Source organism: Comamonas thiooxydans, assembly GCF_000964545.1.
In the GTDB taxonomy this organism is placed as follows: domain Bacteria; phylum Pseudomonadota; class Gammaproteobacteria; order Burkholderiales; family Burkholderiaceae_C; genus Comamonas; species Comamonas thiooxydans.
In genome coordinates, this window is record NZ_BBVD01000004.1 from 200,041 (window position 1) to 225,649 (window position 25,609).

Below are 25,609 nucleotides of genomic sequence, written 5' to 3' on the forward strand. Positions count from 1 at the left end.
AGGGATGCGCGCGGCTTGAGTTAAGTCAAAGAAGCTATGCTGCAGCCATTGCACAGTACGAGACGGCTGCGGCGGTTCGCTCCGCCCGGGCCATGCAGCGGGTCACGAAGCCCGCTGCAACACCCATTCCATACCGGTATGGTTCTTTGACGGGCAAGTGTCCGGCCCACAGGCCACGGCCTTGCCCTCTTGCTTCAAGGAGGTGCTCTGATGTCCTTACCCCAGACCATGAAAGCCGCCGTGGTGCGTTCCTTCGGGAAGCCGCTCACGATCGAAGAAATGCCGGTGCCCCGACCGACAGACGATCAGATCCTGGTCAAGATCGCTGCTTCCGGCGTCTGCCATACCGATCTGCATGCGGCCGAAGGCGACTGGCCTGTCAAGCCTCATCCGCCCTTCATTCCCGGCCACGAGGGCGTGGGCTACGTGGCTGCGGTGGGCAAGAACGTCAAGCATGTCAAGGAAGGCGATCGCGTGGGCGTGCCCTGGCTGCACAGCGCCTGCGGCTTCTGCCGCCACTGCATAGGCGGCTGGGAAACCTTGTGCGAATCTCAGACCAATACCGGCTATTCGGTCAACGGCGGCTTTGCCGACTACGCACTTGCCGATCCCAACTATGTGGGCCACCTGCCGTCCAACGTGAGCTTTATCGACGTCGCTCCCGTGCTCTGCGCCGGGGTCACGGTGTACAAGGGCCTGAAGGTCACCGACGCCAAGCCCGGCGACTGGGTGGTGATTTCCGGCATCGGCGGCCTGGGCCATATGGCTGTGCAATATGCCAAGGCCATGGGCTTCAATGTCGCGGCGGTCGACATCGACGACAGCAAGCTCGCGCTGGCGCGCCAGCTGGGCGCCACCGTCACCGTCAACGCCATGAACACCGACCCGGCGGCCTATCTGCAAAGAGAGATCGAGGGCGCCCATGGCGTGCTGGTCACTGCCGTGTCGCCCAAGGCTTTCGAGCAGGCTCTGGGCATGGTGCGTCGCGGCGGCACGATTTCGCTCAACGGCCTGCCACCTGGCGATTTTCCGCTGCCGATTTTCTCCATGGTGCTCAAGGGCATCACGGTACGCGGCTCCATCGTCGGCACGCGCCTGGACCTGCAGGAGTCGCTGGACTTTGCTGCTCAGGGCAAGGTCAAGGCCACCGTATCCACCGACAAGCTGGAAAACATCAACGACATCTTTGCCCGCATGCACGAAGGCAAGATCGAAGGCCGCGTGGTGCTGGACATCGCCGCCTGAGCCTGGCTAACCGGCCCCGAACCGGGGCCGGGTGAGCGGGCCGGCTCGCGCGAAGCCGCCGCTCAGATCACCGAGCGCACCCAGCGCACGATCTCCGAGGCAGGCAGTGCCCCGGAGATGCGTGCCAGTTCCCTGCCTTCCTTGAAGACCACCATGGTCGGAATGCTGCGAATGCCCAGCGGTGCTGCAGCCTGTGGATAAGCCTCGGTATCGAGCTTGGCCAGTTGCGCCTGCCCCGCCAGCTGCTGAGCCGCCTGGGCAAAGGCCGGCGCCATCATGCGGCAGGGACCGCACCAGGGGGCCCAGAAATCCACGACCACGGGCAACTGGCTGCGGCCGGTGTGCCGGGCAAAGCTGTCGTTGTCCAGGGCCACGGGCTCGCCCGTCACCAGCGGCTGGTGGCAGCTGCCGCAGTCAGGCTGATTGCTCAGCTGCTCTTTGGCGATGCGATTGGTGGTGTGGCAGTGAGGGCAGACGTAGTGCAGGGATTCTGACACAGGGGCAACCTTTCTAGGATTTACGCAAAAAAGAATGCGACAACGGCCTGCCTCCTGGGACAGTCGCCTTGCCTGAACCCGCTTTGCGTAAGTCGTACTTTCTTTGGCAATGCCTGACGGTGCTGGTGCCAGCAGGCACTGATCGGGCTCAGGCCCGTATGTGCAGCCAAAGCCTGCAGATTCAAGTCGGCCAGCGTCAGATCGTGTCTACGATCTCAGAGCTTCACAAAGCGGGCAATCAGCGCCGCCACCACGCTGAGCAGCACGGTGCTGGCCACGGGCAGAAAAAATTCCTTGCCGAACAGCCGAAAGCGGAAGTCGCCGGGCAGACGCCCCAGCCCTATGCGCTGCAGCCAGCCGTGCAGCCCGTTGACGAGCAACAGGGCCAGAAAAATGACGATCAACCAGCGAATCATGAGACCGCAAGTATAGAGGCGCACTGTCCTGACGGCCTGCACGCCCATGCTGTCAGGCAGCCATTCCGTTTATGCATGACATGCTTCCCAAAGATTGATTGACCTCAATTCCCCCCTCTGCCCATGATGTCCAAGCCCAGCGCCATGCAGGGCCCGGGCCCATGCGTCTGCCGTCACGGCCCGCCAACAACAAACGACGAGACATACCGTGCCCCTGACCTTTTCACGCAAACAGTTTCTCCTGAGCGCAGCGCTGCTGGGCGCCAGCCTGGCCCTGCCGGCGGCTGCCGACAGCTTCCCCAATCGCCCGCTCAAGCTGGTCGTGCCTTTCTCGCCCGGCGGCAACACCGATGTCGTGGCGCGCCTGGTCGGCCAGGGCCTGGCCGAGGCCCTGGGACAGCCGGTCGTGGTGGAGAACGTCCCCGGAGCCAACGGAGCCATCGGAGCCAGCCGCGTCGCGGCTGCCGCCAATGACGGCTACACCTTGCTGTTCGGCACGGCGGGCACGCAGGCCATCAATCCCAGCCTGTACCGCAATCTCAGCGAGAAAAGCCTGGACGACTTCGAGTACGTAGCTCTGGTGACCTCGATTCCCAACGTGCTGGTGGTCAACGAATCGAAAACACCGGTCAAATCGGTGGCCGAGCTGGTGAGCTCCGCGCGCGAGCGCCGCACCGGCATGAGCTATGGCTCGCCGGGCATGGGCTCCACCGTGCATCTGTCGGGTGAGCTGCTCAAGAGCGCCGCCAAACTGGACCTGGTTCACGCGCCTTACAAGGGCAGCGCTCCGGCCCTGACCGATCTGATCGGCGGCCAGATCGACTTCATCTTCGAGAACATCACGCCGGCGCTGCCCTTCATCCAGGGCGGCAAGCTCAAGGCGCTGGCCGTGACCTCGGCCGAGCGTCTGCCGCAGCTGCCCCAGGTTCCGACCATGAAGGAAAGCGGCTTTCCGTCCTTTGTCACCGCCACCTGGAACGGCGTGCTGGCCCCCAAGGGGACACCACGCGCCGTGGTCCAGCGACTTGAAGCCGCCACGCTCAAGGTGGCCAGCAGCCCCGAGTTCAAGGCCAGGGTCGCGGCCCTGGGCGGCGAACCTCGTCTGCTCGGCTCAAGCGCGTTCCGCGACTTCACGCGCACCGAGTACAAGCACTGGGGCAGCATCATCCAGGCCGCCAAGCTCGAAAAGCAGTGAGCTCGGCGGGCGCGCAGACGCTATAGCCGGTGCGTGCGGTCGCCCTGCACAAAGCCCAGCGGCATCCAGGGCTCCACGCCCTTGGACAGGGCAACAACCTTGAACAGCTCACCCATCTCGTGCTCCATGACCAGCTTGGAGGCCATGGAGCGGGCCTTGATGCCGACCGCATCGAGCTTGGGCGCAAGTCCGCAGTTGATGAGAAAGTGCGCCTGATTGGTATAGCCCAGCACGTCGAAGCCCGCATCCTGGGCCGCCACGGCGGTGCCCGTGAAATTGACGTGGGCCGTGATGTCCTTGAGGCCGACCAGCACCAGAGGGTCGTTGTCCACCTGATGCTGGTAGTGGCAGACCAGGGTCCCCATATGGCGCTGCTCGTGGTAGTACTCGCTCTCGCCAAAGCCGTAATCGATGAAGAAGGCGGCACCGCGAACCAGACGCTCGCCCAGGGTGTGGATAAATGCCTCGCCCTGGCGGTGGATTTCGGTCAGAAAATCATGCGGGCCACCGATATCCACAGGCGGGCGCAGTTCGGTGGGACGGTCTTCCCAGGCAAAAGCCGCCTCATCGCCGCCTGCGCCGAGCACCACGCCGCGCTCATGCCATTGGCCTGCGGTGCGCTGCAGCAGCTGCACCGGCATGGCATCCAGCACCTCGTTGCCGATGATCACGCCCTCCATGGCGTCCGGCAGCGCATCCACCCAGCGCACCAGATGTTCGTACTTGGCCAGCGCTAGCTTCTGGCGCGCGCGCAGCATTCCCGAGAGATCGACGATGGTGTAGCGCTCGGGCAACGCACCCTGAGCCGCCAGCTCGTCGAGGATCTGCAGCGCCAGCGCGCCGGTTCCCGCGCCGAACTCCCAGATCTCGCGGGTATTCGTTTTTTGTAGCGCTTCCCGTAACTGGGACGCCACCAACTGGCCAAAAATAGGCGAAATCTCCGGCGCCGTCACAAAGTCGCTGCCCGACTCCGGCATGGCACCGAACTTGGCCGTTTCATTGGCGTAATAGCCCAGGCCCGGAGCATAGAGCGCCAGCTCCATGAAACGGTCGAAAGGCAGCCAGCCGCCCACGGCGGCAATCTCCTTGGCAATGCGGGATTGCAAGGCGCTCGTTAAACTTGAGGGTTCTGTCGTCACAACCCGCATTTTCCACGAATGTCCTCACCCGCCCGACCACGCACAGTATTGGTGACCGGTTCCGCCCGTCGCCTTGGACGTGACATGGCCCTGGCCCTGGCCCGCGCGGGCTGGCAAGTGGCTGTGCACTATCGCGACTCCCGCGAGCAAGCCATGCAGACCGTAGCTTCCTGCGCGCAGTTGTCGGGCGACAGCGCAGCTTTTGACGCGGACTTCTTTGACGAGGAGTCGGTACGCTCGCTGGTGCCGCGTGTGGTGGAGCGCTTTGGCCGCATCGACGCCGTGGTCAATAACGCCTCGCTGTTCGAGCATGACGATGCCCAGAGCTTCAGCTATGTGGCGCTGGAAGCGCATATGCGCAGCAACACGGGTGCGCCTATATTGCTGTCCCAGGCTCTGCACGCCCATGTGCAGGAGCGTGCGGCGGCGGGCGAAGCCTCGGCCCAGGGCGCCGTGGTCAATGTGCTGGACCAGAAGCTCTGGAACCAGAACCCCGATTTCCTGAGCTACACCCTCTCCAAGGCGGCTCTGGAAGCCGCCAACACCATGCTGGCCCTGGCGCTGGCTCCAAGCGTGCGCGTGGTGGGCGTGGCGCCGGGCCTGACGCTGACCAGCCATATGCTGAGCCAGGAAAAGTTCGAGGCCCTGCACGCCATGAGCCCGCTGGGACGCTCCTCCTCGTCCGAGGACATTGCCGCCGCCGTGTGCTTTGCACTGGAAAACCGATCCATGACGGGCACCACCATGCTGGTCGATGGCGGCCAACATTTACAGCGCTTCGAGCGCGATTTTTCGATGATGTGAGCCCGTCGAGGCCGCACCCTTTTCCATGACTTCCACTTCCGGACAACAGATTCTCACGCTCACCGGGCTGCGCTTCGACGCGAGCCTGGGGATTCTTGCGCATGAGAAACAAGAGCCTCAGCCGATCCAGGTCGACGCCGAACTCAATCTCGGCCCCCAGCCCCTGGCTCCGCGCGATGACGACATCCTCCATGTGCTGGACTACCGCAAGGTGCGCCAGATCATCATCGACGAATGCACCTCCGAGCATGTGAACCTGCTCGAGAGCCTGATCGGCAAGCTGGCCCAGCGCCTGCTGCAGCTGCCCGGCGTGCGCGGCGTGCGTGTGAAAATTGCGAAGCTGGAAATTTTTGACGACTGCGAAGTAGCCATTCGCATCGAAACCGGACAATGGTGAACCCCATGAATGCAGTAAACGACAACCCCTGGATTGCCGAAGAGGCAGAAGCCGCCGATGCTGCGGCCGCAGAGAACGCCAACGGCGAAGAAGCCGCCAAGCCCGGCAAGATCAAGATCGAGCGCGAACAGATCAAGCTCGAGAAGCGCCTGTGCCGCGAAGTGGGCAAGGCCATCCTCGACTACAACATGATCGAGGAAGGCGACAAGGTCATGGTCTGCATGTCCGGCGGCAAGGACAGCTACACCCTGCTCGACATTCTGCGCAAGCTGCAAAAGCGCGCGCCCGTGAAGTTCGACATCGTGGCCGTGAACCTGGACCAGAAGCAGCCCGGCTTCCCCGAGCATGTGCTGCCCGAGTACTTCCAGAGCATCGGTGTGGACTACCACATCGAGAACCAGGACACCTACAGCGTCGTCAAGCGCGTCGTGCCCGAAGGCAAGACCACCTGCGGTCTGTGCTCGCGCCTGCGCCGCGCCATCCTGTACAAGGTGGCCGACCAGCTGGGCTGCACCAAGGTGGCCCTGGGCCATCACCGCGACGACATCGTGCAGACCATGATGCTCAACATGTTCTACGGCGGCCGCATGAAGGGCATGCCGCCCAAGCTGGTCAGCGACGACGGCAAGCATGTGGTGATCCGCCCCCTGTGCTATGTGCCCGAGAAGGACACGACGCGCTGGGCCCAGTACCAGAACTTCCCCATCATTCCCTGCAACCTCTGCGGCAGCCAGGACGGACTGCAGCGCGTGGCCGTGGGCAATATGCTGCGCGAGTGGGACAAGAAGTTCCCCGGCCGCATCGAGAGCATGTTCCGCGCCATGGGCAATATCGTGACCACCCACATGATGGACCCCCAGTTGCACGACTTCAGGAACGCCAAGGCCACGGGCATTGCCGATCCCAACGGCGACATGGCCTTTGACCATGAAGAGCTGCCAACCATGGCCGCCCTGCCCGGCGGAGTACAAGTGGTACAACTGTCCTGAGCGGACTTTTGAACTAAAACCGGACCCTGCTGTCCAATCAAAGGCCCATCCCATGGGCCTTTGTCGTTTTCAGAGAAATCATCATGAACCTGCGCAAAACCTCCTTACGCTGGATCGGCCTTGCGGCCTTGACTGCGACGGCCCTGCTGGCCGGCTGCAGCACGGTGCGTGAGGTCAACAGCACGGTGCAGAGCTTTTCCGCACTGAACACCATCCCCGTGCCGGCCACCTACCGGCTGGAGACCCTGCCCTCGCAGCAGAGCCAGGTGAACTTCGCGGCCGTGGAAGCCCAGGCCCAGCATGCGCTGGCCCGCGTCGGCCTGACACGCGATGACTCGCACGCCAGCCTGGTGGTGCAGATCAGCGCCATGGCACGCTATGCGCGCGACTGGGCCAGCTGGCCCTATTACGACCCCTACTGGGGCCCGCGCTGGGGCTGGGGCATGAGCTACGGCCGCGGTTTCGGCTGGGGCTTCGGCGGCGGCATGATGTTCAACGAACCGCCGCTGGAGTATTACCGCGCCGTGAGCATCGTCATGCGCGATATCAAGACCCAGCAGATCGTCTACGAAACCTCGGCCCAGCGCCAGGATGTGTGGACCGACGACCCGGCCATCTTCGGCATTCTGTTTGATGCTGCGCTGACGGGCTTCCCCAAGCCGCCGCAGGGCCAGCGCAATGTGCGCACCGTCATCCAGCCGCCGGCAGCGCAGCCTGCCAGCGGCGCGCCTGCAGCACCCGCACAGCCCGCCGCATCGGTCACGCCAGCCGCCCCGGCCAAGGTGGCACCGGCCACCGTGGCTCCGGCACGTTGATTTGCAATCTTCAACAGTTGCCGGGCCTGCCGCGTGCTAACGTGCAGCTCGCTTTGAACCAGGGCCTCCTGCCTGGGCCCTCGCCATGAAAAGGATGAAGTCATGAAGAAATTTGCTCTCTCCAGCCTGCTTTGCGCCACAGTGGCTGCGGCCGCCTTCAGCGCCCATGCCAGTGGCCTCGGCGACGCCTTGCGCGGTCAGCTGGGCGGCGGCGCGGCCGAGAGCAGCTCCAGCGCTTCTGGTCTGGGCGGCATGCTCGGCGGCTCGGGAGGCTCTTCGGCACTGTCGGCCCTGGGCCTGGGCAACCTGAGCTCCGGCACGGCCAGCAATGCCGCAGGTGTCCTCACCTACTGCATGAAGAACAACTACCTCAACGCCGACAAGGCCGCCCAGGTCAAGAATCAGCTGCTGGGCAAGCTTGGCCTGGGCCAGAAGGAAGAACCCAAGGATCAGGGCTACCAGAACGGGCTGATGGGCATGGTCACGGGCGCCGACGGCAAGAGCTTCAGCCTGGACAAGGTCAAGAGCAACCTCAAGGAAAAGGCCTGCGACTTTGTGCTGGACAATGCCAAATCGCTGATCTGACACCGAAAAACATGGCAGCCGGCGCTTGAAACGCAAGTGCTGGCAAGTGCTGCAATGCCCAAAGGCCTGCAACCGTGGTTGCAGGCCTTTTTTCTTGCCGGCTGCGCCACGATGCAGGCCGAGCGTCGAAAAGTCTGTAACAACAGACCGGGGTACAGGCACACTTTGTTTGCAAGACAATGACTGTTCAATAAAACAACCTACGCTGAACGAGCCAAGACATGCACGCCACGCGCATCATTGCCATCCGGCACGGAGAGACAACCTGGAATGTCGATGGACGTATCCAGGGGCATCTGGATATCCCCTTGAACGACACCGGCCTGTGGCAGGCCGAGCAAGCGGCCCAGGCACTGGCCGACGAGAGTATTGCCGCCATCTACAGCAGCGACCTGCAGCGTGCCCATGTCACTGCGCAGGCGATTGCCCAGAGATCCGGTGCACCTCTACACACCACCGCCGGCCTGCGCGAGCGCTGCTTCGGCGATTTCCAGGGCCGCACCTTCAAGGATGTGGAAGCCACCCAGCCCGAGGACGCCCAGCTCTGGCGCACGCGCAACCCGGCCTATGCCCCGCCCGGAGGTGGCGACTCGCTGCAGGCCTTGCGCGAACGCATCTTTGCCACCGTGGACCGGATTGCACGCAAGCATGAGGGCGAGCAGATCGTGCTGGTCGCCCATGGCGGCGTGATGGATGTGCTCTACCGCCTGGCCACGCGCCAGGATTTCCAGACGCCACGCACCTGGGAGCTGAGCAACTGCGCCATCAATCGCCTGCTCTGGACGCCTGACGGCCTGTCTTTGGTAGGCTGGGCAGATACCGCACACCTTCAGCAAGGCAGCCGAGATGAAGCACATTCCTGAGCATTTGCAGACCCTGGTCGGCCAGGCCGTCAAACGCATAGACACGCCCGCCCTGGTCATCGACCTGGACGCCATGGACCGCAATATCGAGCGCATGGCCCGCTTTGCCCAGCAGCATGGCGTGCTCTGGCGTCCGCATGCCAAGCTGCACAAGAGCGCGCATATCGCCCATCTGCTCGAACATGCCGGCGCCTGCGGCCACTGCGTGCAGAAGGTCAGCGAGGCCGAGGCACTGGCCCAGGGCGGCATCACCAATATCTTCATCAGCAACGAAGTCATCTCCCAGACCAAGCTGGCGCGCGTGGCGGCTCTGGCCAGGGAACTGAATGCCCAGGGCGGCCGGCTGGCCCTGGCCGTAGATTGCGAGGAAGGCATCACCCGGCTGGCGCGGGCCCTGCAGGATGCGCAGGCCGGCGATACAGCCATGGATGTGCTGGTGGAAATCAATGTCGGCCAGAACCGCTGCGGCGCAGAGCCCGGCGAAGCCGCCCTGGGCCTGGCACAGGCGATTGCAGCGCAGCCCGTGCTGCGCTTTGCGGGTCTGCAGGCTTATCACGGCGGCGCCCAACATCTGCGCAGCGCCGAGGAGCGCAAGACCGCCATCGAGCAGGTGCTCAAGCTCGTCAACCGCACGCGCCATGAGTTCGACCGCGCCGGCCTGGCCATTCCGCTGATCACGGGTGCCGGCACGGGCACCATGGTCAACGAGGCCGCCAGCGGCATCTATGGCGAAATCCAGCCCGGCTCCTTCCTCTTCATGGATGCCGACTACGCGGCCAACCAGCGCGACCCGGCCCAGCCCCTGTTCGAGCATGCGCTCTACGTCAAGACCCAGGTCATGTCGCTCAGCGGCGACCATGCCGTCTGCGACGCCGGCCACAAGGCCCATGCCATAGACTCCGGCCTGCCGAAGCTGCATGCGCTGGCGCCCGAAAATGCGCTGCGCTTTGCCAATGGCGGCGACGAGCATGGCGTGCTGCACCCCGATGCCGACGCGGGCAACCACAGCGGCTGGCTGCCCGCGCTGGGCGAGAGCCTGTGGCTGATTCCCGGCCACTGCGACCCCACGGTCAATCTGCACGACCATCTGATCGGCGTGCGCGGTGGCCGGCTCAAGGGCGTGGTCGAGCGCATCTTCACGGTCGACGGGCGCGGTGCGCTGACCTGATTTGCTCCTGCTCCGGGCCTTGACTGCTATACAAACAAGAGCTTATAACGCATTTCATACAATGATTTCAAGGCATAAACAGCCTAAACTTCATGCATGAAAGACGCCAGTAGCTCTCTTTTTATGAGCCTTCAGGCCACCAGCCGTCGGCGCGGCGCTCCATGCGCGGACAGTCGTAGGCCGCGACCACGGGGATGGCGCTGCCATCGGCACGCACCAATTTCTGCTGCCACTGCGCGCCCTGGCGCATGGCCACGGCAATGGCGGCCACTTCGGCGCCGCAACGCTCCAGCAGCTTGAGGCCGGACATCATGGTCGTGCCCGAGCTCACGGCATCGTCCACCACCAGCACGCGCTTGCCAGTGATCAGACTCAGCTGATTGGGGTCGATATAGAGCAGCTTGCCCTTGCCCGGCGTGGTGATGGAGCTGACGGGCTCGGAGAGCTCGTCGCGATACCAGTATTTGCGCGAGTAACCAAGCGGCACATAGCGGCTGCGACCCAGGTGGCGCGCCACCAGTGGCGCAAAAGCCAGGCCCAGCGTGGGCAGACCGACAACCACATCGAAGTCATGCGCCCCGGCGCCTTGCGCCATGTGCAACGCCAGTTGCTCGACCACTTCAATGGAAGCCTGGTTGGCAATCAGCGACGCCACGCAGCGGTCGGGGGCGGAACCATCGGCCGTGGGCATGCCGCGCAGCGGCAGCAGCAGATAGCGGCCGTCGGGCAGTCTGGCCGGATAGCTCTTCGCATAGGGTGGCAGCGGCGACTGGCTCAGCTCGGCCTCGATGACGGTGGCTTGCCAATAGTCGGTCGTGGCATCGAAGCCGGGCAGGTTCTGGCCGGAGAGGTTGATTTCACTCATACAAAACTCAGTCGCGCCCCAGATAGCTCTCGGCCAGCTTCACCCAATACGAGGCAGTCACGGGCAGCAGGTTGTCGTTGAAGTCATAGGCTGCGTTGTGCACCATGCAGCCGCCCTCGCCCATGCCGTTGCCGACGATGAAGTAGTTGCCGGGGACCTGGTTGAGCATGATGGCGAAGTCATCGCTGGCCTGCAGCGGCTGCAGATCGGGAATCAACCATGCTTCGCCGAGGAATTCGCGGGCCACACCGACTGCGAAATCGGTAGCCGCCTTGTCGTTCATGACGGGCGGATAACGCCATTTGTAGTCCACCTCGGCCGTGGCGCGGTGAACTGCGGCCTGGGCATGGGCCATGGCCGTGATGCGCTCGCGCAATTGCTGGCGCACCTCGGGGCAGCGCGCGCGAATGGTCACGCGCAGCTCGCAGGTTTCGGGAATCACATTGGGCGCATCGCCCGCATGGATGGCACCGATGGTGACCACCGCCATGTCGTTGGGGTCGATCTCGCGCGAGCGTATGGTTTGCAGCGCCAGCACCAGATGCGAGGCCACGACAATGGGGTCCACGGCCACATGAGGCATGGCACCATGGCCGCCCTTGCCGCGGATGGTGATGATGGCCGTGTCCGAGCTGGAATACATCACGCCCGAGCGAAAGCCGAACTGCCCCGCCGGGTAGCCGGGCTCGTTGTGAAAGGCGTAGAGCGCATCGCAGGGAAACAGCTCGAACAGGCCCTGCTCCACCATCTTCTGCGCACCGCCATGGCCTTCCTCGGCGGGCTGGAAGATCAGATTGAGCGTGCCCTGGAGCTGGTTCTTGCGCCCTGCCAGCACCCTGGCTGCTGCCAGCAAGGTGGCCGTGTGCCCGTCGTGGCCGCAGGCATGCATCTTGCCGTCGTGACGGCTGGCATAGGGCAGGCCCGTGGCTTCACGGATGGGCAGCGCATCCATGTCGGCGCGCAGGCCAAGACGTTTGCCGATGTGCTTGCCATTAGCATGGTCGCCGCAGCGCAGCGTCCCCACCACGCCGGTATCGCCCAGACCGCGATGGACCTCGTAGCCCCATCCGGCCAGCCTGGCGGCCACGATATCGCCCGTGCGGTGCTCTTCGTATGCCAGCTCGGGATGGGCATGCAGATCATGGCGCAGGGCCAGCATCTCGTGCGCGACGGCGGCCACTTCGGGCAGCACGGGCGGATGGATCTCGGCATGCACCGGGTTCAGAGGCGCGGCCATGGCTTATTCCGCCTGGATGTTGGCCGACTTCACGATCTGGGCATAGCCGGCTTTTTCCTTCTTCAGGAACTGGACAAAGCTGGCCTGGGTGCCGGAGCCGGGCGTGGCGCCGCCATCTTCCAGGCGCTTGCGCACATCGGGCATCTTGAGCACGGCATCGAGCTCGGTAGCCAGACGCGTGACCACGGCCTGAGGCGTCTTGGCGGGCACGAACAGCCCCGTCCAGGTGTTGAGGTCAAAGCCCTTGAGTTCGGCCGTCTCGCCAAAGGTGGGCACGGCGTGGATGGCATCGATGCGCTTGGCCGATGTCACGCCCAGACCTTCGAGCTTTTTCTGCTGGATCATAGGCACGGCGCTCACGGTGGTGAGCATGCCCACATCGACCTGAGCGCCCATCACGTCGCTGGTGATCTGAGCACCGCCGCGGTAGGGCACATGCACCAGCTTGATCTTGGCGCGCTCCTGCAGCATTTCCATGGCCAGATGCAGCATGGTGCCCACGCCCGAAGTGGCATAGGTCAACGATCCGGGCTTGGAACGCGCCAGGGCAATCAGCTCGTTCAGATTGTGCGCCGGCAGGCCGGGTCGGGCCACGGCGACCACGGGTGCGATGGTGGTCAGCCCCACAGGGGTCAGATCCTTTTCGGCATCGTACTTGACGGCGGAATTCACCAGCTGGGCAATGCTGATGGGGCCGTCAAAGCCCATGAGCAAGGTGTAGCCGTCGGCCGGTGCCTTGACGGCCTTGCTCACCCCGAGCACACCGCCGGCGCCGGGCACGTTGTCCACCACGATGGACTGGTGCAGACGTTCACCCAGCTTCTGGCCGATCAGGCGCGCCGTGGTGTCCACATTGCCACCGGCACTGAACGGCACGATCAGCGTGATGGGCTTGGCGGCGGGCCAGACATCGGCGGCGGCAAGAACGGCAGGGGCGGTAAAGCCTGAGGCCAGCAAGGCAGCGGCGGCAACAAAGGAGCGGCGGGATGTGGACATGGGCATGCAGCAAGAATGCAGACAGACTGACGGCTCCAGGCCCATCCCGGGGTCGCCGCGTCGCTGTACTGGCCGGTAAATTTGAGTGTGCCCTCCGGCGGACGGGCAAGCTGGCAATTATCCCAGAGCACCTTGCGGGCTGCCATAACAGGAAATACTTAGCAATCCTGATTCACCCTTTAAACCCAACGAGGTCTGCAGCGCCGGGCGCTAGGGTTCATGCCAAGCCGCCGGACACCGGGCCGCTCCAGAATCGGAACCCATGCTCTCCCCCAGCCAAGTCATCGTTCTGGCCACGCCGGTCTTTTTCGCACTGATTGCCGTGGAATGGGCCATCAGCCTAAGACGCGGGCGCAATGCCTATGCGCTGGCCGATGCCATCAGTTCGCTGAACCTGGGCGTACTGAGCCAGACCAGCGCCGTCTTCACCAAGCTGCTGACGCTGGGCATCTACACCGTCGTGGCCAGCCATGTGGCTCTGATCGAGGCCGATGCCTTCTGGCTCAGCCTGCCGGGCTGGCTGCTGGCCCTGCTGTTCTACGACCTCTGCTACTACTGGCTGCACCGCATGGGCCATGAAGTGGGCGTGCTCTGGGCCGCCCATGCCGTGCACCACCAAAGCCAGGCCTACAACCTCTCCACCGCGCTGCGCCAGACCAGCTCCGGCGCGCTGCTGGGCTGGATCTTCTATCTACCCATGGCCCTGGCCGGCGTGCCGCCGCTGGTGTTTGCCGTGGTAGGGCTGATCGACCTGCTCTACCAGTTCTGGGTGCATACCGAGCAGGTCAAGAAGCTGGGCTGGTTCGACCGCTGGTTCTGCGCGCCCAGCAATCACCGCGTGCACCATGCCGTCAACGAGCGCTATCTGGACCGCAACTACGGCGGCATTCTCATCGTCTGGGACCGGCTCTTCGGCACTTACAAGACCGAGGACGACGAGGAGCCCTGCGTCTACGGAACGCGCGGCCTGCTCAAGAGCTGGGACCCGCTCTGGGCCAACTTCAGCGTCTACCGCCAGCTGGCGCATGACAGCTGGCATGCACGCAGCTGGCTGGACAAGCTTCGCGTCTGGTTCAAGCCGCCGGGCTGGCGGCCGGCCGATGTGGCGCAGCGCTTTCCCAAGCCCGCCTTCGACCTGGACGAGCACCGCATCATCTATGCCCCGCCCATGGGCACTGGGCTGCGCTGGTTTGCCGGCCTGCAGTTTGCAGCACTGGTTGCGGGCACTTCGGTCTTTCTCTGGCATGCCGATCAGTCACCGCTGGCCACCAATCTGATCTGGTTCGGCGTGCTGCTCACCGGGCAATGGGCTCTGGGCGCTGCCATGCAGGGACGCATCAGTCTGTGGCTGGCGCTGATGCTGCAAAGCGGCGCATTGGCCACGGCCACGGCAGCGCTGGGACTGCAGCCATGGCATTGGCTGTTCAAGCCTGCCACCATGGTTTTTGCTCTCATATGCATAGCTTCTTGCGGAAAGCAGAGCTCAAAAACTATAAAAAATCTGCCTCAAAAGCATGTTCATCTGCTGCTGGCAGCTATTGTTTTTTCCATGGCTGGCGATGTATTCCTGATGCTGGACGGACAGCTGCCCACCAGTCTGTTCATTCCCGGCCTGGTCAGCTTTTTGCTGGCCCATGTCTGCTACGTTGCGCTATTCAAGCTTGATGTTGCCTGGTTTGCCGATCGCAGCGCACTGATGCTGGTGGCTGCGATCGGCGCCGCCATGTATGTCTTTCTCTGGACCCATGGCCTGCCCGCCGCCCTGCGTCTGCCCGTGGCCGCCTATGTCGGCGTCATCGCCCTGATGGCGGCCCAGGCCTGGGGACGCTATCGTCAACTGCGCAGCCGCGCCGCACTACTGACCGCCCTGGGCGCCAGCTTTTTCATGCTCAGCGACTCCATCCTGGCCATCAACCGTTTTGTGCAGCCGCTGCCCTGGTCCGCAGTGAGCGTGCTCGGCAGCTATTACGCCGCACAGGCCCTGATCGTCTGGGGCTGTGTGCGCCCATGGGCCGAGCCTGCAACCCACCAGGCCCCGGCGCAATTGCAACTGAAAACCACCTAGGGTTGACCCTGAACCCGGTCTGGGCCGATAATTGCCAGATCGCAATTTCAGGAGTCCCCACGTGGACAGTGCCAGTTCAACCAGTGATTTATCGCACGCCGCAATGGCTGCGAAGCTGGCCGACTGACAGACTCCCCCGGATCGGGAGTCGTCATCGACCGCCCCGCATCCCTCGCCCTCGCGATCCTCGCAACTTGCTGTTTGGCTTCCCGACCTTCGGGCCGCCCTGCCGTGCGCAGCACGGCTAGAGGCTTCAAGCTCGCAAGCTCTGCTCCTCACTGAGTTTTCGCGCCGCCATTCGCTCTGGTTTACCCCGACTCGTGGCTGCGCCAAAACGTTTGTGCCGCGCTGCCGCCTGGCCCGCTCCCTCAACCGATGAGGAGAACGCCATGAGCAACCGCCTGACCCGCTCTCTGCACCAGCTGCGCCCCCTGCTGCTGCGCGCCCGCGCTATGCCCCGCCAGGCAGCGCCCGCCGCACCGGCAGCCTTGCCGCAAGCGCTGGAGCAGACGCTGGAGCTCGATGCACTGACCAGTTGGCCCACGCATCGCATCCGCAGCTTTCTGAGCAGCCGCAGCGTACGCTGAGCAGCCTCGTCGCGGACCGACTCCGGCCCGCATTTCATTCACTTTCAACCAAGGAACACGTATGGATCCCGACCCTAGTCGATCTTGCAGCGCGCCCTTCGCGGCGCACTGTCAGCCCATTGCCGTGCGTGTGACCCTCTTGGCTGCGCGCACGAACTGGAACCCCGTCCCGGGGTCGCGCGCCTGATGCCCTAGCAGCGGCGGGCAGCTCCCGGGTCACCCCCAAGGAGTATGCCCATGCAACGCCTCGCCTGGCTGCGCGTGCTGCAACGCAGCCGCCCCGCATCCCGCTTCAATGACTCTACCCGCCACCATGGCCTGACCCATGCCGTGATCTCGGCACTGAGCGAGCGCCGCACCGATGTGCTGCGCCACCTGGTCGACCGCCATGCAGCGCCCCTCATGGCCAGCGCCATGGCCAATCTCAGCATCCGCCAGCGCGCCGATGCGCTGTCGCTGCTGACCCGCGAGCAGCGCAACCGCATCGACAACCAGCTGCGCGCCAGCCAGGTGCAGCAGCCCTGGACGCGATTGGGCACCTCCGGCAAGACGCTGCACTGACCGGAGGCCGTGATGCAGACTCTCAAAAATCTGTTCCGGGCCTTTTTGCACAGCCACCGCATGGCCGGCCTCTTCGGCCGCCAGCCCATGCCCGCTGGCGGCCCGTCCACAGCCGTCACAGTGCCTGCGACACAGGTACAGGCCCTGCAATCCGCCGCCTGCAGCCCCGTGGCTGCGCTGCTGCAGCAGCTGGACACATCTAGCCGGGGCCTGAGCCCCGAGCAGGCCCGGCAGCGCCAGCTACGCCATGGGCCCAACGAGGTGGCGCATGAAAGGCCGCTGCCCGCATGGAAGCACCTGTGGCATTGCTACCGCAACCCCTTCAACCTGCTGCTGACGCTGCTGGCCGTGGTCTCCTATGTCACCGAGGACGAAAAAGCCACCATCGTCATCGCCAGCATGGTGCTGCTGTCCACGCTGCTGCGCTTTGTCCAGGAAGGGCGGTCCCGGCGCGCCGCAGCACGCCTGCAGGCCCTGGTCAGCAACCGCGTCACCGTGCGCCGCAAGACCGATGCACCGGCCGCAGACTTTCGCGACAGCGGCGGAGGCCATGACACCTCGCTGTCCGAGTTGCCCATGCGCGAGCTGGTGCCCGGAGACATCGTGGCCCTGTCGGCCGGCGACATGATCCCGGCCGACTGCCGCCTGCTGTCCGCCAAGGACCTGTTCGTGAGCCAGGCAGCTATGACGGGCGAATCGCTGCCCGTGGAAAAGGATGCGCGCACCCTCGCCTCCCTGCAGGCCGGCCAGTTGCTGGAAGCCGGCAACCTGCTCTTCATGGGCACCAATGTGGTCTCGGGATCGGCCATGGCCGTGGTCGTCGCCACCGGCAACCAGACCTATTTCGGCACGCTGGCAGCGCGCATCACCCACCAGGACCGCACTGCCACGGCCTTCGAGCAGGGCGTGAACAGCGTCAGCTGGCTGCTGATCCGCTTCGCGGCCGTGATGGTGCCCGTGGTGCTGTTCATCAACGGCTACACCAAGGGCGACTGGGGCGAGGCCTTTTTGTTCGCGCTGTCGGTGGCCGTGGGCCTGACACCCGAGATGCTGCCCATGATCGTCACCTCCACGCTGGCCAAGGGCGCCGTGGTGCTGTCGCGCCAGAAGGTGATGGTCAAGCGCCTGGATGCGATCCAGAACTTCGGCGCCATGGATGTGCTGTGCACCGACAAGACTGGCACGCTGACGCAGGACCGCATCGCGCTGGAGCGCCACACCGATGTGCAGGGCCGTCCCAGCGACGAGGTGCTGCAGTTCGCCTACCTCAACAGCTACTACCAGACCGGGCTCAAGAACCTGCTGGACCGTGCCGTGCTCGAGCATGTGGAGCTGCACACGCGGCTGCATGTCAACGAGGACTACCGCAAGGTCGACGAAATTCCGTTCGACTTCCAGCGCCGGCGCATGTCCGTGGTGGTGGCCGAGCGCAATCACCACCACGAGCTGGTCTGCAAGGGAGCGGTCGAGGAAATCCTGCAGGTCTGCACACATATTCGAGACAGCGGGCGCGACGGAGACACGCGGCTGCCGCTCACGTCCGAGCGCCGCGAGCAGGTGCGCGCCATCACCGAGAGCCTGAACAGCGAGGGGCTGCGCGTGGTGGCCGTGGCCATGAAGGAAGTGCCGCCCGACAAGAGCACCTACGGCATCGCCGACGAGGCCGGACTGACCCTGATCGGCTACGTGGCCTTTCTCGATCCGCCCAAGGAATCCACCCAGGCCGCCATTGCTGCGCTGCTGCAGCACGGTGTGGCGGTCAAGGTGCTCACGGGCGACAACGAACTGGTGGCACGCAAGGTCTGCCGCGACGTGGGTCTGCAGGTGGACGAGGCGATTGTCGGCAACGACATCGAAGCCATGGACGAGGAGCAACTGCGTCGCTGCGTGGAGTCGCACCTGCTGTTCGCCCGCCTGACGCCGCTGCACAAGGAGCGCATCGTGCATGCGCTGCGCGCCAACGGTCATATCACGGGCTTTATGGGCGACGGCATCAACGACGCGCCCGCGCTGCGCGCCGCCGATATCGGCATCAGCGTCGACAGCGGCGTGGACATCGCCCGCGAGGCGGCCGACATCATCCTGCTGGAGAAAAGCCTGATGGTGCTGGAGCAGGGCGTGCTCGAAGGACGTCGCACCTTCAGCAATATGCTCAAGTACATCCGCATGACGGCCAGCTCCAACTTCGGCAATGTATTTTCGGTGCTGATCGCTTCGGCCTTCATCCCGTTCCTGCCCATGCTACCCATGCAGCTGCTGATGCAGAACCTGCTCTACGACCTGTCGCAGATCGCCATTCCCTTCGACAACGTGGACGAGGAAATGGTCGCGCGGCCGCTGCGCTGGAGCCCTCAGGACCTGGGCCGCTTCATGCTCTTCTTCGGCCCCATCAGCTCGCTGTTCGACGTGCTCACCTTCGCGCTGATGTGGTTCGTCTTCCATGCCAGCACGGCCGCAGAGCAAAGCCTGTTCCAGTCGGGCTGGTTCGTGGTGGGGCTGCTCACGCAGACGCTGATCGTGCACATGATCCGCACGCCGAAGATCCCGTTTGTGCAAAGCCGGGCCTCCTGGCCCTTGCTGGCCGCCACGGCGACCATCATGGCCATAGGCATCTTCCTGCCCATGGGCCCGCTGGCCGGACATTTCAAGCTGCAGGCCCTGCCGCTCGGCTATTTCCCCTGGCTCATCGTCATATTGCTGGCCTATGCTGTGCTGACCACGCTGCTCAAGCGCGTCTATATCCGCAAGTACGGCTGGTGAGCTCCGGGCCGCATATTTCATGAACCCAAGCACCTGTCCATAACCAATAACAATCAGAACTTCATGCAATCCCTACAGAACTTCAATCTGCTCGCCACGCTGAACACGGTGCTGTGTCTTCTCGTGGCCTTTGTCTGCGGCAGCATCATCGGCCTTGAGCGCCAGATACGCCAGCGCACGGCGGGCCTGCGCACCAATACCCTGGTCGCCGTGGGCGCGGCCGTGTTCGTCGACCTGGCCATGCGCGTCTCAGGCGCGGACGGCGCCACGCGCGTCATCTCCTATGTGGTTTCGGGCGTGGGCTTTCTGGGTGCCGGCGCCATCATGAAGGAAGGAGCCAACATCACGGGGCTGAACACCGCCGCCACGCTATGGGGCTCGGCCGCCGTGGGCGCCTGCGCGGGCGCGGGCCTGCTGCCCGAGGCCGGCCTTGCCACCCTGTTCGTGCTGGCCAGCAACACCTTGCTGCGCCCCGTGGTCAACTACATCAACCGCCATCCCGTGGCCGAGCATGCCAGCGAGGCCACCTACTATGTCTATGTGATCTGCGGCCAGCAAGCCCAGGCCGATGTGCGCGAGGGCATGCAGGAGCTGCTGGAGGCGGCCAACTACCCGGTGCGCGCAGTCGAAAAGCACGAGATTCCGCCGCACAACACCGAAATCGAGGCCGAGCTGTTCGCCACGGCCGTGCATGCCGAGGAGCTGGACCAGGTGGTCACGCAGATCGAAGCCCTGCCCGGCGTGCTGCAGGCCTTCTGGAACGCCGGACCGCAGAGCAATTGATCCCCCCTGAGCCGCTGCGCGGCTTCCCCCAGGGGGACGACATCTTCGCTGCGGGGCGGCCCTTGCTCGATGTCTCTGGTTTGGGTTGCGCCAGTTTTATGCTGCATTGTCTCCGGGGGGCTGCAGGCCCAGGTGCCGGTAGGCGGCCTGGGTGGCCATGCGGCCGCGCGGGGTGCGCTGCAAAAAGCCCTGCTGGATGAGGTAGGGCTCGATCACGTCCTCGATGGTGCCCGACTCCTCGCCAATGCTGGCGGCGATATTGTCCAGACCTACCGGGCCGCCGTCGAAACGATGCACCACGGCTTCGAGCAGCTTGCGGTCCATGATGTCAAAGCCCTGGGGGTCCACATCGAGCATGGCCAGCGCCTTGTCGGCAATCTCGCGCGTGATGCGGCCGTCGCCCTTGACATCGGCATAGTCGCGCACGCGGCGCAGCAGGCGGTTGGCAATGCGCGGCGTGCCGCGCGAGCGGCGCGCGATCTCGAAGCAGCCTTCCGCGTCAATCGGCGCATTGAGCAGTCCGGCGCTGCGCCTGACAATGCGCGAGAGCTCCTCCGAGGTATAGAACTCCAGCCGCGCCACGATGCCGAAGCGATCGCGCAGCGGGTTGGTGAGCATGCCGGCGCGCGTGGTCGCGCCCACCAGCGTGAATGGCTGGAGATCGAGCTTGATGGAGCGTGCAGCCGGGCCTTCGCCGATCATGATGTCTATCTGATAGTCCTCCAGCGCCGGGTAGAGGATTTCCTCGACCACCGGGCTCAGGCGGTGAATCTCGTCGATGAACAGCACATCGTTGGGCTCGAGATTGGTGAGCAGCGCCGCCAGATCCTTGGGTTTTTCCAGCACCGGGCCGCTGGTCTGGCGCAGGTTCACGCCCAGCTCGGCTGCGATGATGTGGGACAGCGTGGTCTTGCCCAGGCCCGGCGGGCCGAACAACAGCACATGATCGAGCGCCTCGCTGCGCTTCTTGGCAGCGCCAATGAAGATCTCGAGCTGCTCTCGCGCCTTGGCCTGGCCCACATATTCATCGAGCTGCTTGGGGCGCAGGGCACGCTCCAGCGCCTCTTCGCCCTGGGACGAATGCCCGGCCGAAACCATGCGCGGCGCAGCCGCCTCGGGGTCGGCGGCCGCGCTTCTGGCCTTGCGTGCAGGTGCGGGACTGGCCGCAAATTCGTCCACATGAATCGTCATGGCGGTGATTGTGCCCCAAGCATGACAGGGACACTGATTAAAAATACAGGGGAAAACAAAATCCCACAGTTGCAGTGCCCCACATTGACGGCCGGCCCCTGGCTTTGCGCACAATGACGGCAAAGATCCGAGGAGCTTTTTCATGCGTATTCACACCCTGGCCTGTACGGCCGCCCTGCTTTGCCTGTCCGTCGCTGCCCAGGCTGCGCTCAAGGCCGGCGATGCAGCACCTGGCTTCAAGACGCCCGCGGCCGTTGCCGGCAAGGCTTTTGACTTCGATATGGCCGAGGCGCTCAAGAAAGGGCCGGTGGTGCTGTATTTCTTCCCCAAGGCCTTCACCCAGGGCTGCACGCTGGAAGCCCATGCCTTTGCCGAAGCCACGCCCCAGTTCGCCGCAATGAAAGCCACGGTCGTGGGCATGTCACATGACGATATCGACACCCTCAAGCGCTTTTCCACCGAGGCCTGCCGCGACCAGTTTGCCGTGGCATCGGACCCTCGGGCCGTCACCATCAAGGCCTATGACGCGGGTGCTGCCGCCAACCCTGCCAGGGCCGACCGCATCTCCTATGTGGTGGGCCAGGACGGCAAGGTGAAGTTCGCCCTTGTCAGCAGCGACCCGCTGGCCCATGTGGAGCAGACCAAGGCGGCCGTCAGGCAGTTGCAGGGGAAATAGGCCCGGCCCTCGGTCACTGCGCCAGCCAGTTCCCGATCTGGCTGCTGAAGGTCCGGTCGAAGCGGCTGTAGACATCGGAGCCGCCGCTGACCGTACACGAGCTGCTGCCGCCGGACAACGTGCCCACGACGCGTCCGCCCGCAAACATGGCCGAGCCACTGCTGCCGCCTTCGGTCACGCCCTTGCTCCAGCCGACGTTCACAAAATCGCTCTGGGCATTGCCCGGGCTGCAGGTGATGCTGCCGGCGCCCAGACTGCAATTTCTGTAGCTTTGCACCTGGCCTTCGCTGTATTTGAGCAAATCGCCCTGCGGGTGATGCAGTCCGTAGATGGCCGTCCCCGTCACCGCCGTTCCTCTCGCATCCCAGCCGGCCAGCGTCGCGCCGGCAGGTGGCACCTCATTGAGTCGCATCAGCGTGGCATCGGTCACAGCGGTCGAATACAGCAGCGTGGCACCGCGCTGCAGCGCCGAGGTACTTGCATTCGGCTCGAAGCTATTGCAGCTTGCCGAGCGGAAAAACCAGTCTGTGCGCAGCGAAGTAGCGGCTGCCTGCGTCGAGATGCAGTGACTGGCCGATAGAAAGTACGGCGTGTAGTCCCGCTTGGTATTGTTCAGCAGGGAGCCCGAGCAGTAGTAGTAGCGATTGTCGGGGCCCACATACGTCATGCGCGCCACGGCATTGCGCTCGACCGCGTACTGATCGGCGCAGCTGGCATCGAGCTCGCAACCCGCGGCATCGCCCACATTTCTGGGCACAAGGCTATCGCGCAGCTCCAGCTCCACGGGCAGGGCCAGGTTGACATAGGCATGGGTGAGTGTGGGAATGGCAATGCGCAGCTGCGATGTCGACAGTCCCGCAGGCAATGCAATCTCCAGCGTGACCTCATCGGCGCCCAGGTCGGGGGTCCACCAGATGCCAGCCGCCCGGGTATCGCCGTCGACACGACGGTTGCGCGCAATGGCCTCGTTGATGGCCTTGCCCGTGGTCTCGAACCCGGTCTTGCTGCGATCCTTGCGGTACAGCCTGAGCTCGGCGGCATCGGGCATGGCATCGACCACCAGCCCCAGCCGCAGGCCATGGGCGCCGGTCGATGTGATGCTTATCGCCGCCACCTGTCTGCCATCCGGTGCCCCGGCCCATCGCAACGTACGTGCCATGTCGCCAGTGGACTGCAGCGAAGACAGCGCCCGCGGCGCCCCTATTTGCATGGGCACACCAGGCATGGGCATGACCGGCAAAGGCGCGTCGTTCCACTGCGGCAAAGCCAGATCGACGGCCTTGGGTCGCACGGCCACGGATGCCACAGCCACGCCTCTGGCCGAAGCCGCAGTCTGGGCGACAGGCACTATCAGCGAATCCAGCACATAGGCCGTGGGCGGACCCGGCGGAGGACTGGTCTCTGCGACGCCCGCACCATTGCCGCCGTTACCGACACCTGCGCCGCCAGGGCCCGGGTCCGGAACACTGCCTCCGCCCCCTCCGCCGCCGCAAGCGGTCAGCACCACCAGCATCAGGCTTGCGCATAGAGAGGGAACGCGCCTGCCCTGTATCCACCAATGCATATCGTGTTCTCCTGCAGTTCACGATCGGACTGGCACAGGGCCAGCGAAGCTATTTGGTCAAAGCCTTGAGCGCGAGCTTAATGCCCTCGCTCACCCCTACATCGGGTGGGAGTTTCTTGAGGGCGGCCGATGCTTCCTTGTCCGAGTAGCCCAACGCCATCAGTGCCTGCTGAATATCGTTCTGGTCGTTGTTATTGGCAAACAGCGACTGCGCACCGGTATCCGCGCCAATCTTGCCCTTGAGCTCCAGCAGCAGACGCTCGGCGGTCTTCTTGCCGATGCCGGGCACCTTGACCAATCGCCCTGCTTGCTGCTGCGATACCGCGTCCGCGAGATCATCGATGCTCATGCCGCTGAGCACGGCCAGTGCCATGCGCGGTCCTATGCCGGTGATCTTGATGAGTTCGCGGAAAGTCTGGCGCTCGCGGGCCGTACCGAAGCCGAACAGCAGCTGGGCGTCTTCCCGCACCACAAAATGGGTCAGCAAGGCTACCTTGGCACCATTGGCAGGCAGGTTGTAGAAGGTGCTCATGGGCACCTGCACCTCATAGCCCACACCGGCACAGTCCACCAGGACTTCGGGCGGGTTTTTTTCCAGCAGCGTTCCAGTCAATTTGCCTATCATTGAAATCCTTTGCCGCACCGTGCGGCGATTCTTTTGAGAAATTATCCGCGTGATCCTGCGCCATACCTTCACACCCCATAACAATACGCGCCTGACCCATCTCTGCGGCCCGGCAGATGCGCATCTGCGCACCATCGAAATCGCGCTGGGCGTCAAGATCGCTCATCGCCACGAGCAGTTCAAGATCGACGGCCCCAAGGCCAAGGCCAATGAGGCGCTGGAGCTGCTTCAGGCTCTCTATGAGATCGCCGACTACGTGATTGCGGAAGATACGCTGCAGCTCATGCTGGCCGGCGATGTCGAGATGCTGGAGGCCGACCTGACGGCTCCGCAATTGACTACGCGCCGTGCCGATCTGCGCGCCCGCACGCCCAACCAGGCGCTGTATCTGGAAAACATCGCCAATCACGACATCAGCTTCGGCATCGGCCCGGCCGGCACGGGCAAGACCTATCTGGCCGTGGCCTGCGCCGTGGACGCGCTGGAGCGCAGCGCCGTGCAGCGCATCGTGCTGACCCGGCCCGCCGTGGAAGCCGGCGAACGCCTGGGCTTTCTGCCCGGCGACCTGACGCAGAAGGTGGACCCCTATCTGCGCCCGCTGTATGACGCGCTCTACGATCTGATGGGCTACGAGAAGGTGCAGAAGGCTTTCGAGCGCAATGCGCTGGAGATCGCGCCGCTGGCCTTCATGCGCGGACGCACGCTGAACAACGCCTTCGTGATCCTGGACGAGGCGCAGAACACCACGCCCGAGCAGATGAAGATGTTTCTGACCCGCATCGGCTTTGGCGCCAAGGCCGTGGTCACGGGCGACGTGAGCCAGGTCGACCTGCCCAAGGGAGCACCCAGCGGACTTGTCGATGCCGAGCGCGTCCTCAAACGCGTCAAGGGCATCTCCATCAACCACTTCACCAGCGCCGACGTGGTGCGCCACCCGCTGGTGGCCCGCATTGTGGACGCCTATGACGCACGCGGCCGCGTGTCCGAAGGCACTTCGGCGCCCAAGCACCGTAGCAGCCCCCGAACGGCCCGCCCGCTGCCAACGGCAGACGAACTTTAATCAAAATCAATAGCTACTAGCGCTTACCCCATAAGGGCTAAAAGCCAAAATGACCTTAAATCAACTGCAACTATCGCTGCAATTCGGTCCCAGCGCCGAGGCCGCCGCCCATCGCGAACTGCTGAGCCGCAGCCGCGTCACGCGCTGGATCCGCCATGCGCTGGCCGTGGATGCCGAGATCACGGTGCGCATCGTGGATACAGAGGAAGGCCGCAAGCTCAATCGCGAGTACCGCAAAAAGGACTACGCGACCAATGTGCTGACCTTCGACTATCAGCAGGAGCCTTGCGTGATGGCCGATCTTGTGCTCTGCGCCCCCGTGGTGGAGCGCGAGGCCCAGGAGCAGAACAAGAGCCTGGAAGAGCATTACGCCCATCTGCTGGTGCATGGCACGCTGCATGCCCAGGGCTGGGACCACGAGACCAGCGAGGAAGACGCCGAAGAGATGGAGGCTTACGAGACCGACATCATGAAGGAGATGGGTTACGAAGACCCTTACGCCAAATAATCCGCGACAACACCGGCC

General features: G+C 64.2%; 26 protein-coding genes. 17 read left to right on the top strand and 9 right to left on the bottom strand.

Features of this window, described 5'->3' with window-relative positions; translation table 11 throughout:
* Positions 1-210: 210 nt before the first annotated feature.
* Positions 211-1,245: an alcohol dehydrogenase AdhP gene (gene adhP / locus Cth01_RS06155; RefSeq protein WP_034377221.1), complete on the top strand. Its 1,035-nt coding sequence runs from the start codon at positions 211-213 to the stop codon at positions 1,243-1,245.
* A 62-nt stretch (positions 1,246-1,307) separates the two neighbouring features.
* Here the strand turns inward: adhP and trxC are convergent, their stop codons facing one another.
* The gene (trxC, locus tag Cth01_RS06160; RefSeq protein ID WP_034377222.1) at positions 1,308-1,742 is read right to left on the bottom strand and encodes a thioredoxin TrxC; all 435 of its coding nucleotides are present in this window, start codon (positions 1,740-1,742) and stop codon (positions 1,308-1,310) included.
* Positions 1,743-1,957: 215 nt separating this feature from the next.
* Positions 1,958-2,158 carry a DUF2905 domain-containing protein gene (locus tag Cth01_RS06165; RefSeq protein ID WP_012839950.1) on the bottom strand — a complete coding sequence of 67 codons (201 nt, stop codon included), beginning with the start codon at positions 2,156-2,158 and terminating at the stop codon, positions 1,958-1,960.
* 208 nt (positions 2,159-2,366) lie between these two features.
* Between Cth01_RS06165 and Cth01_RS06170 the strand changes: the two genes are divergently transcribed.
* Complete coding sequence (locus Cth01_RS06170; protein WP_034404344.1) at positions 2,367-3,353, top strand: Bug family tripartite tricarboxylate transporter substrate binding protein; 987 nt, start codon at positions 2,367-2,369, stop codon at positions 3,351-3,353.
* Positions 3,354-3,373: 20 nt separating this feature from the next.
* Here Cth01_RS06170 and Cth01_RS06175 read toward each other — a convergent pair whose 3' ends face one another.
* The gene (locus Cth01_RS06175) at positions 3,374-4,501 is read right to left on the bottom strand and encodes a class I SAM-dependent methyltransferase (protein ID WP_174447026.1); all 1,128 of its coding nucleotides are present in this window, start codon (positions 4,499-4,501) and stop codon (positions 3,374-3,376) included.
* A gap of 9 nt (positions 4,502-4,510) precedes the next feature.
* On the opposite strand from Cth01_RS06175, the gene Cth01_RS06180 reads away from it, so the two are divergent.
* From Cth01_RS06180 to Cth01_RS06210, 7 genes are all read left to right on the top strand, one after another.
* Entirely contained in the window at positions 4,511-5,296 is a 786-nt protein-coding gene (locus tag Cth01_RS06180) for an SDR family oxidoreductase (protein ID WP_034404347.1), read from the top strand.
* A 25-nt stretch (positions 5,297-5,321) separates the two neighbouring features.
* Positions 5,322-5,693 carry a dihydroneopterin aldolase gene (locus Cth01_RS06185; RefSeq protein ID WP_003050921.1) on the top strand — a complete coding sequence of 124 codons (372 nt, stop codon included), beginning with the start codon at positions 5,322-5,324 and terminating at the stop codon, positions 5,691-5,693.
* Entirely contained in the window at positions 5,687-6,682 is a 996-nt protein-coding gene (gene ttcA, locus Cth01_RS06190; RefSeq protein WP_003067973.1) for a tRNA 2-thiocytidine(32) synthetase TtcA, read from the top strand. Before Cth01_RS06185 ends, ttcA begins: the two co-directional genes overlap by 7 nt.
* Positions 6,683-6,765: 83 nt before the next feature.
* Positions 6,766-7,497 carry a DUF4136 domain-containing protein gene (locus Cth01_RS06195; RefSeq protein WP_045838758.1) on the top strand — a complete coding sequence of 244 codons (732 nt, stop codon included), beginning with the start codon at positions 6,766-6,768 and terminating at the stop codon, positions 7,495-7,497.
* Between the two features lie 102 nt (positions 7,498-7,599).
* Positions 7,600-8,082 carry a YjjA family protein gene (locus Cth01_RS06200; RefSeq protein WP_045838759.1) on the top strand — a complete coding sequence of 161 codons (483 nt, stop codon included), beginning with the start codon at positions 7,600-7,602 and terminating at the stop codon, positions 8,080-8,082.
* Between the two features lie 221 nt (positions 8,083-8,303).
* Complete coding sequence (locus Cth01_RS06205) at positions 8,304-8,945, top strand: histidine phosphatase family protein (protein WP_034354687.1); 642 nt, start codon at positions 8,304-8,306, stop codon at positions 8,943-8,945.
* Complete coding sequence (locus Cth01_RS06210) at positions 8,929-10,113, top strand: DSD1 family PLP-dependent enzyme (protein WP_045838760.1); 1,185 nt, start codon at positions 8,929-8,931, stop codon at positions 10,111-10,113. The genes Cth01_RS06205 and Cth01_RS06210 overlap by 17 nt, the downstream gene beginning before the upstream one ends.
* 121 nt (positions 10,114-10,234) lie before the next feature.
* Here Cth01_RS06210 and Cth01_RS06215 read toward each other — a convergent pair whose 3' ends face one another.
* Genes Cth01_RS06215 through Cth01_RS06225 form a run of 3 tightly spaced genes read right to left on the bottom strand, consistent with a single transcriptional unit; the run spans position 10,235 to position 13,211 of the window.
* Positions 10,235-10,978: a phosphoribosyltransferase gene (locus Cth01_RS06215; protein WP_045838761.1), complete on the bottom strand. Its 744-nt coding sequence runs from the start codon at positions 10,976-10,978 to the stop codon at positions 10,235-10,237.
* Positions 10,979-10,985: 7 nt separating this feature from the next.
* A complete protein-coding gene (locus Cth01_RS06220) occupies positions 10,986-12,215 on the bottom strand; it encodes a M20 aminoacylase family protein (protein ID WP_034391165.1) in 1,230 nt (409 codons plus the stop codon).
* A 3-nt stretch (positions 12,216-12,218) separates the two neighbouring features.
* The gene (locus Cth01_RS06225) at positions 12,219-13,211 is read right to left on the bottom strand and encodes a Bug family tripartite tricarboxylate transporter substrate binding protein (RefSeq protein ID WP_174447028.1); all 993 of its coding nucleotides are present in this window, start codon (positions 13,209-13,211) and stop codon (positions 12,219-12,221) included.
* A gap of 262 nt (positions 13,212-13,473) precedes the next feature.
* Between Cth01_RS06225 and Cth01_RS06230 the strand changes: the two genes are divergently transcribed.
* The 5 genes from Cth01_RS06230 to Cth01_RS06250 all read left to right on the top strand — a co-directional run bounded on the left by Cth01_RS06230 (position 13,474) and on the right by Cth01_RS06250 (position 19,967).
* A complete protein-coding gene (locus Cth01_RS06230) occupies positions 13,474-15,276 on the top strand; it encodes a lysoplasmalogenase family protein (RefSeq protein ID WP_045838763.1) in 1,803 nt (600 codons plus the stop codon).
* A 389-nt stretch (positions 15,277-15,665) separates the two neighbouring features.
* Complete coding sequence (locus Cth01_RS06235) at positions 15,666-15,863, top strand: hypothetical protein (RefSeq protein ID WP_034354705.1); 198 nt, start codon at positions 15,666-15,668, stop codon at positions 15,861-15,863.
* Positions 15,864-16,100: 237 nt separating this feature from the next.
* Positions 16,101-16,424 (top strand): hypothetical protein, encoded by a 324-nt coding sequence (locus Cth01_RS06240; RefSeq protein ID WP_045838764.1) that lies wholly within the window; start codon positions 16,101-16,103, stop codon positions 16,422-16,424.
* Positions 16,425-16,436: 12 nt separating this feature from the next.
* Positions 16,437-19,184 (top strand): magnesium-translocating P-type ATPase, encoded by a 2,748-nt coding sequence (gene mgtA, locus Cth01_RS06245; protein ID WP_045838765.1) that lies wholly within the window; start codon positions 16,437-16,439, stop codon positions 19,182-19,184.
* A gap of 63 nt (positions 19,185-19,247) precedes the next feature.
* A complete protein-coding gene (locus Cth01_RS06250) occupies positions 19,248-19,967 on the top strand; it encodes an MgtC/SapB family protein (RefSeq protein ID WP_034354715.1) in 720 nt (239 codons plus the stop codon).
* A 96-nt stretch (positions 19,968-20,063) separates the two neighbouring features.
* Here Cth01_RS06250 and ruvB read toward each other — a convergent pair whose 3' ends face one another.
* Positions 20,064-21,158, bottom strand: a complete 1,095-nt coding sequence (ruvB, locus tag Cth01_RS06255; protein ID WP_012839966.1) for a Holliday junction branch migration DNA helicase RuvB — start codon at positions 21,156-21,158, stop codon at positions 20,064-20,066.
* Between the two features lie 142 nt (positions 21,159-21,300).
* Here ruvB and Cth01_RS06260 point away from each other — a divergent pair, with 142 nt between their 5' ends.
* Positions 21,301-21,834 (top strand): peroxiredoxin, encoded by a 534-nt coding sequence (locus Cth01_RS06260; RefSeq protein ID WP_003068738.1) that lies wholly within the window; start codon positions 21,301-21,303, stop codon positions 21,832-21,834.
* Positions 21,835-21,847: 13 nt separating this feature from the next.
* Here the strand turns inward: Cth01_RS06260 and Cth01_RS06265 are convergent, their stop codons facing one another.
* Positions 21,848-23,398 (bottom strand): trypsin-like serine peptidase, encoded by a 1,551-nt coding sequence (locus tag Cth01_RS06265; RefSeq protein ID WP_034377240.1) that lies wholly within the window; start codon positions 23,396-23,398, stop codon positions 21,848-21,850.
* A gap of 49 nt (positions 23,399-23,447) precedes the next feature.
* A complete protein-coding gene (gene ruvA / locus Cth01_RS06270) occupies positions 23,448-24,023 on the bottom strand; it encodes a Holliday junction branch migration protein RuvA (RefSeq protein WP_012839968.1) in 576 nt (191 codons plus the stop codon).
* A gap of 49 nt (positions 24,024-24,072) precedes the next feature.
* Here ruvA and Cth01_RS06275 point away from each other — a divergent pair, with 49 nt between their 5' ends.
* Positions 24,073-25,083, top strand: coding sequence for a PhoH family protein (locus Cth01_RS06275; RefSeq protein WP_034354721.1), 1,011 nt, complete (start codon positions 24,073-24,075; stop codon positions 25,081-25,083).
* 49 nt (positions 25,084-25,132) lie between these two features.
* On the top strand, positions 25,133-25,591 hold the full coding sequence (gene ybeY, locus Cth01_RS06280; protein WP_034377242.1) for an rRNA maturation RNase YbeY: 459 nt from the start codon (positions 25,133-25,135) through the stop codon (positions 25,589-25,591).
* The last annotated feature ends 18 nt before the right edge of the window (positions 25,592-25,609 follow it).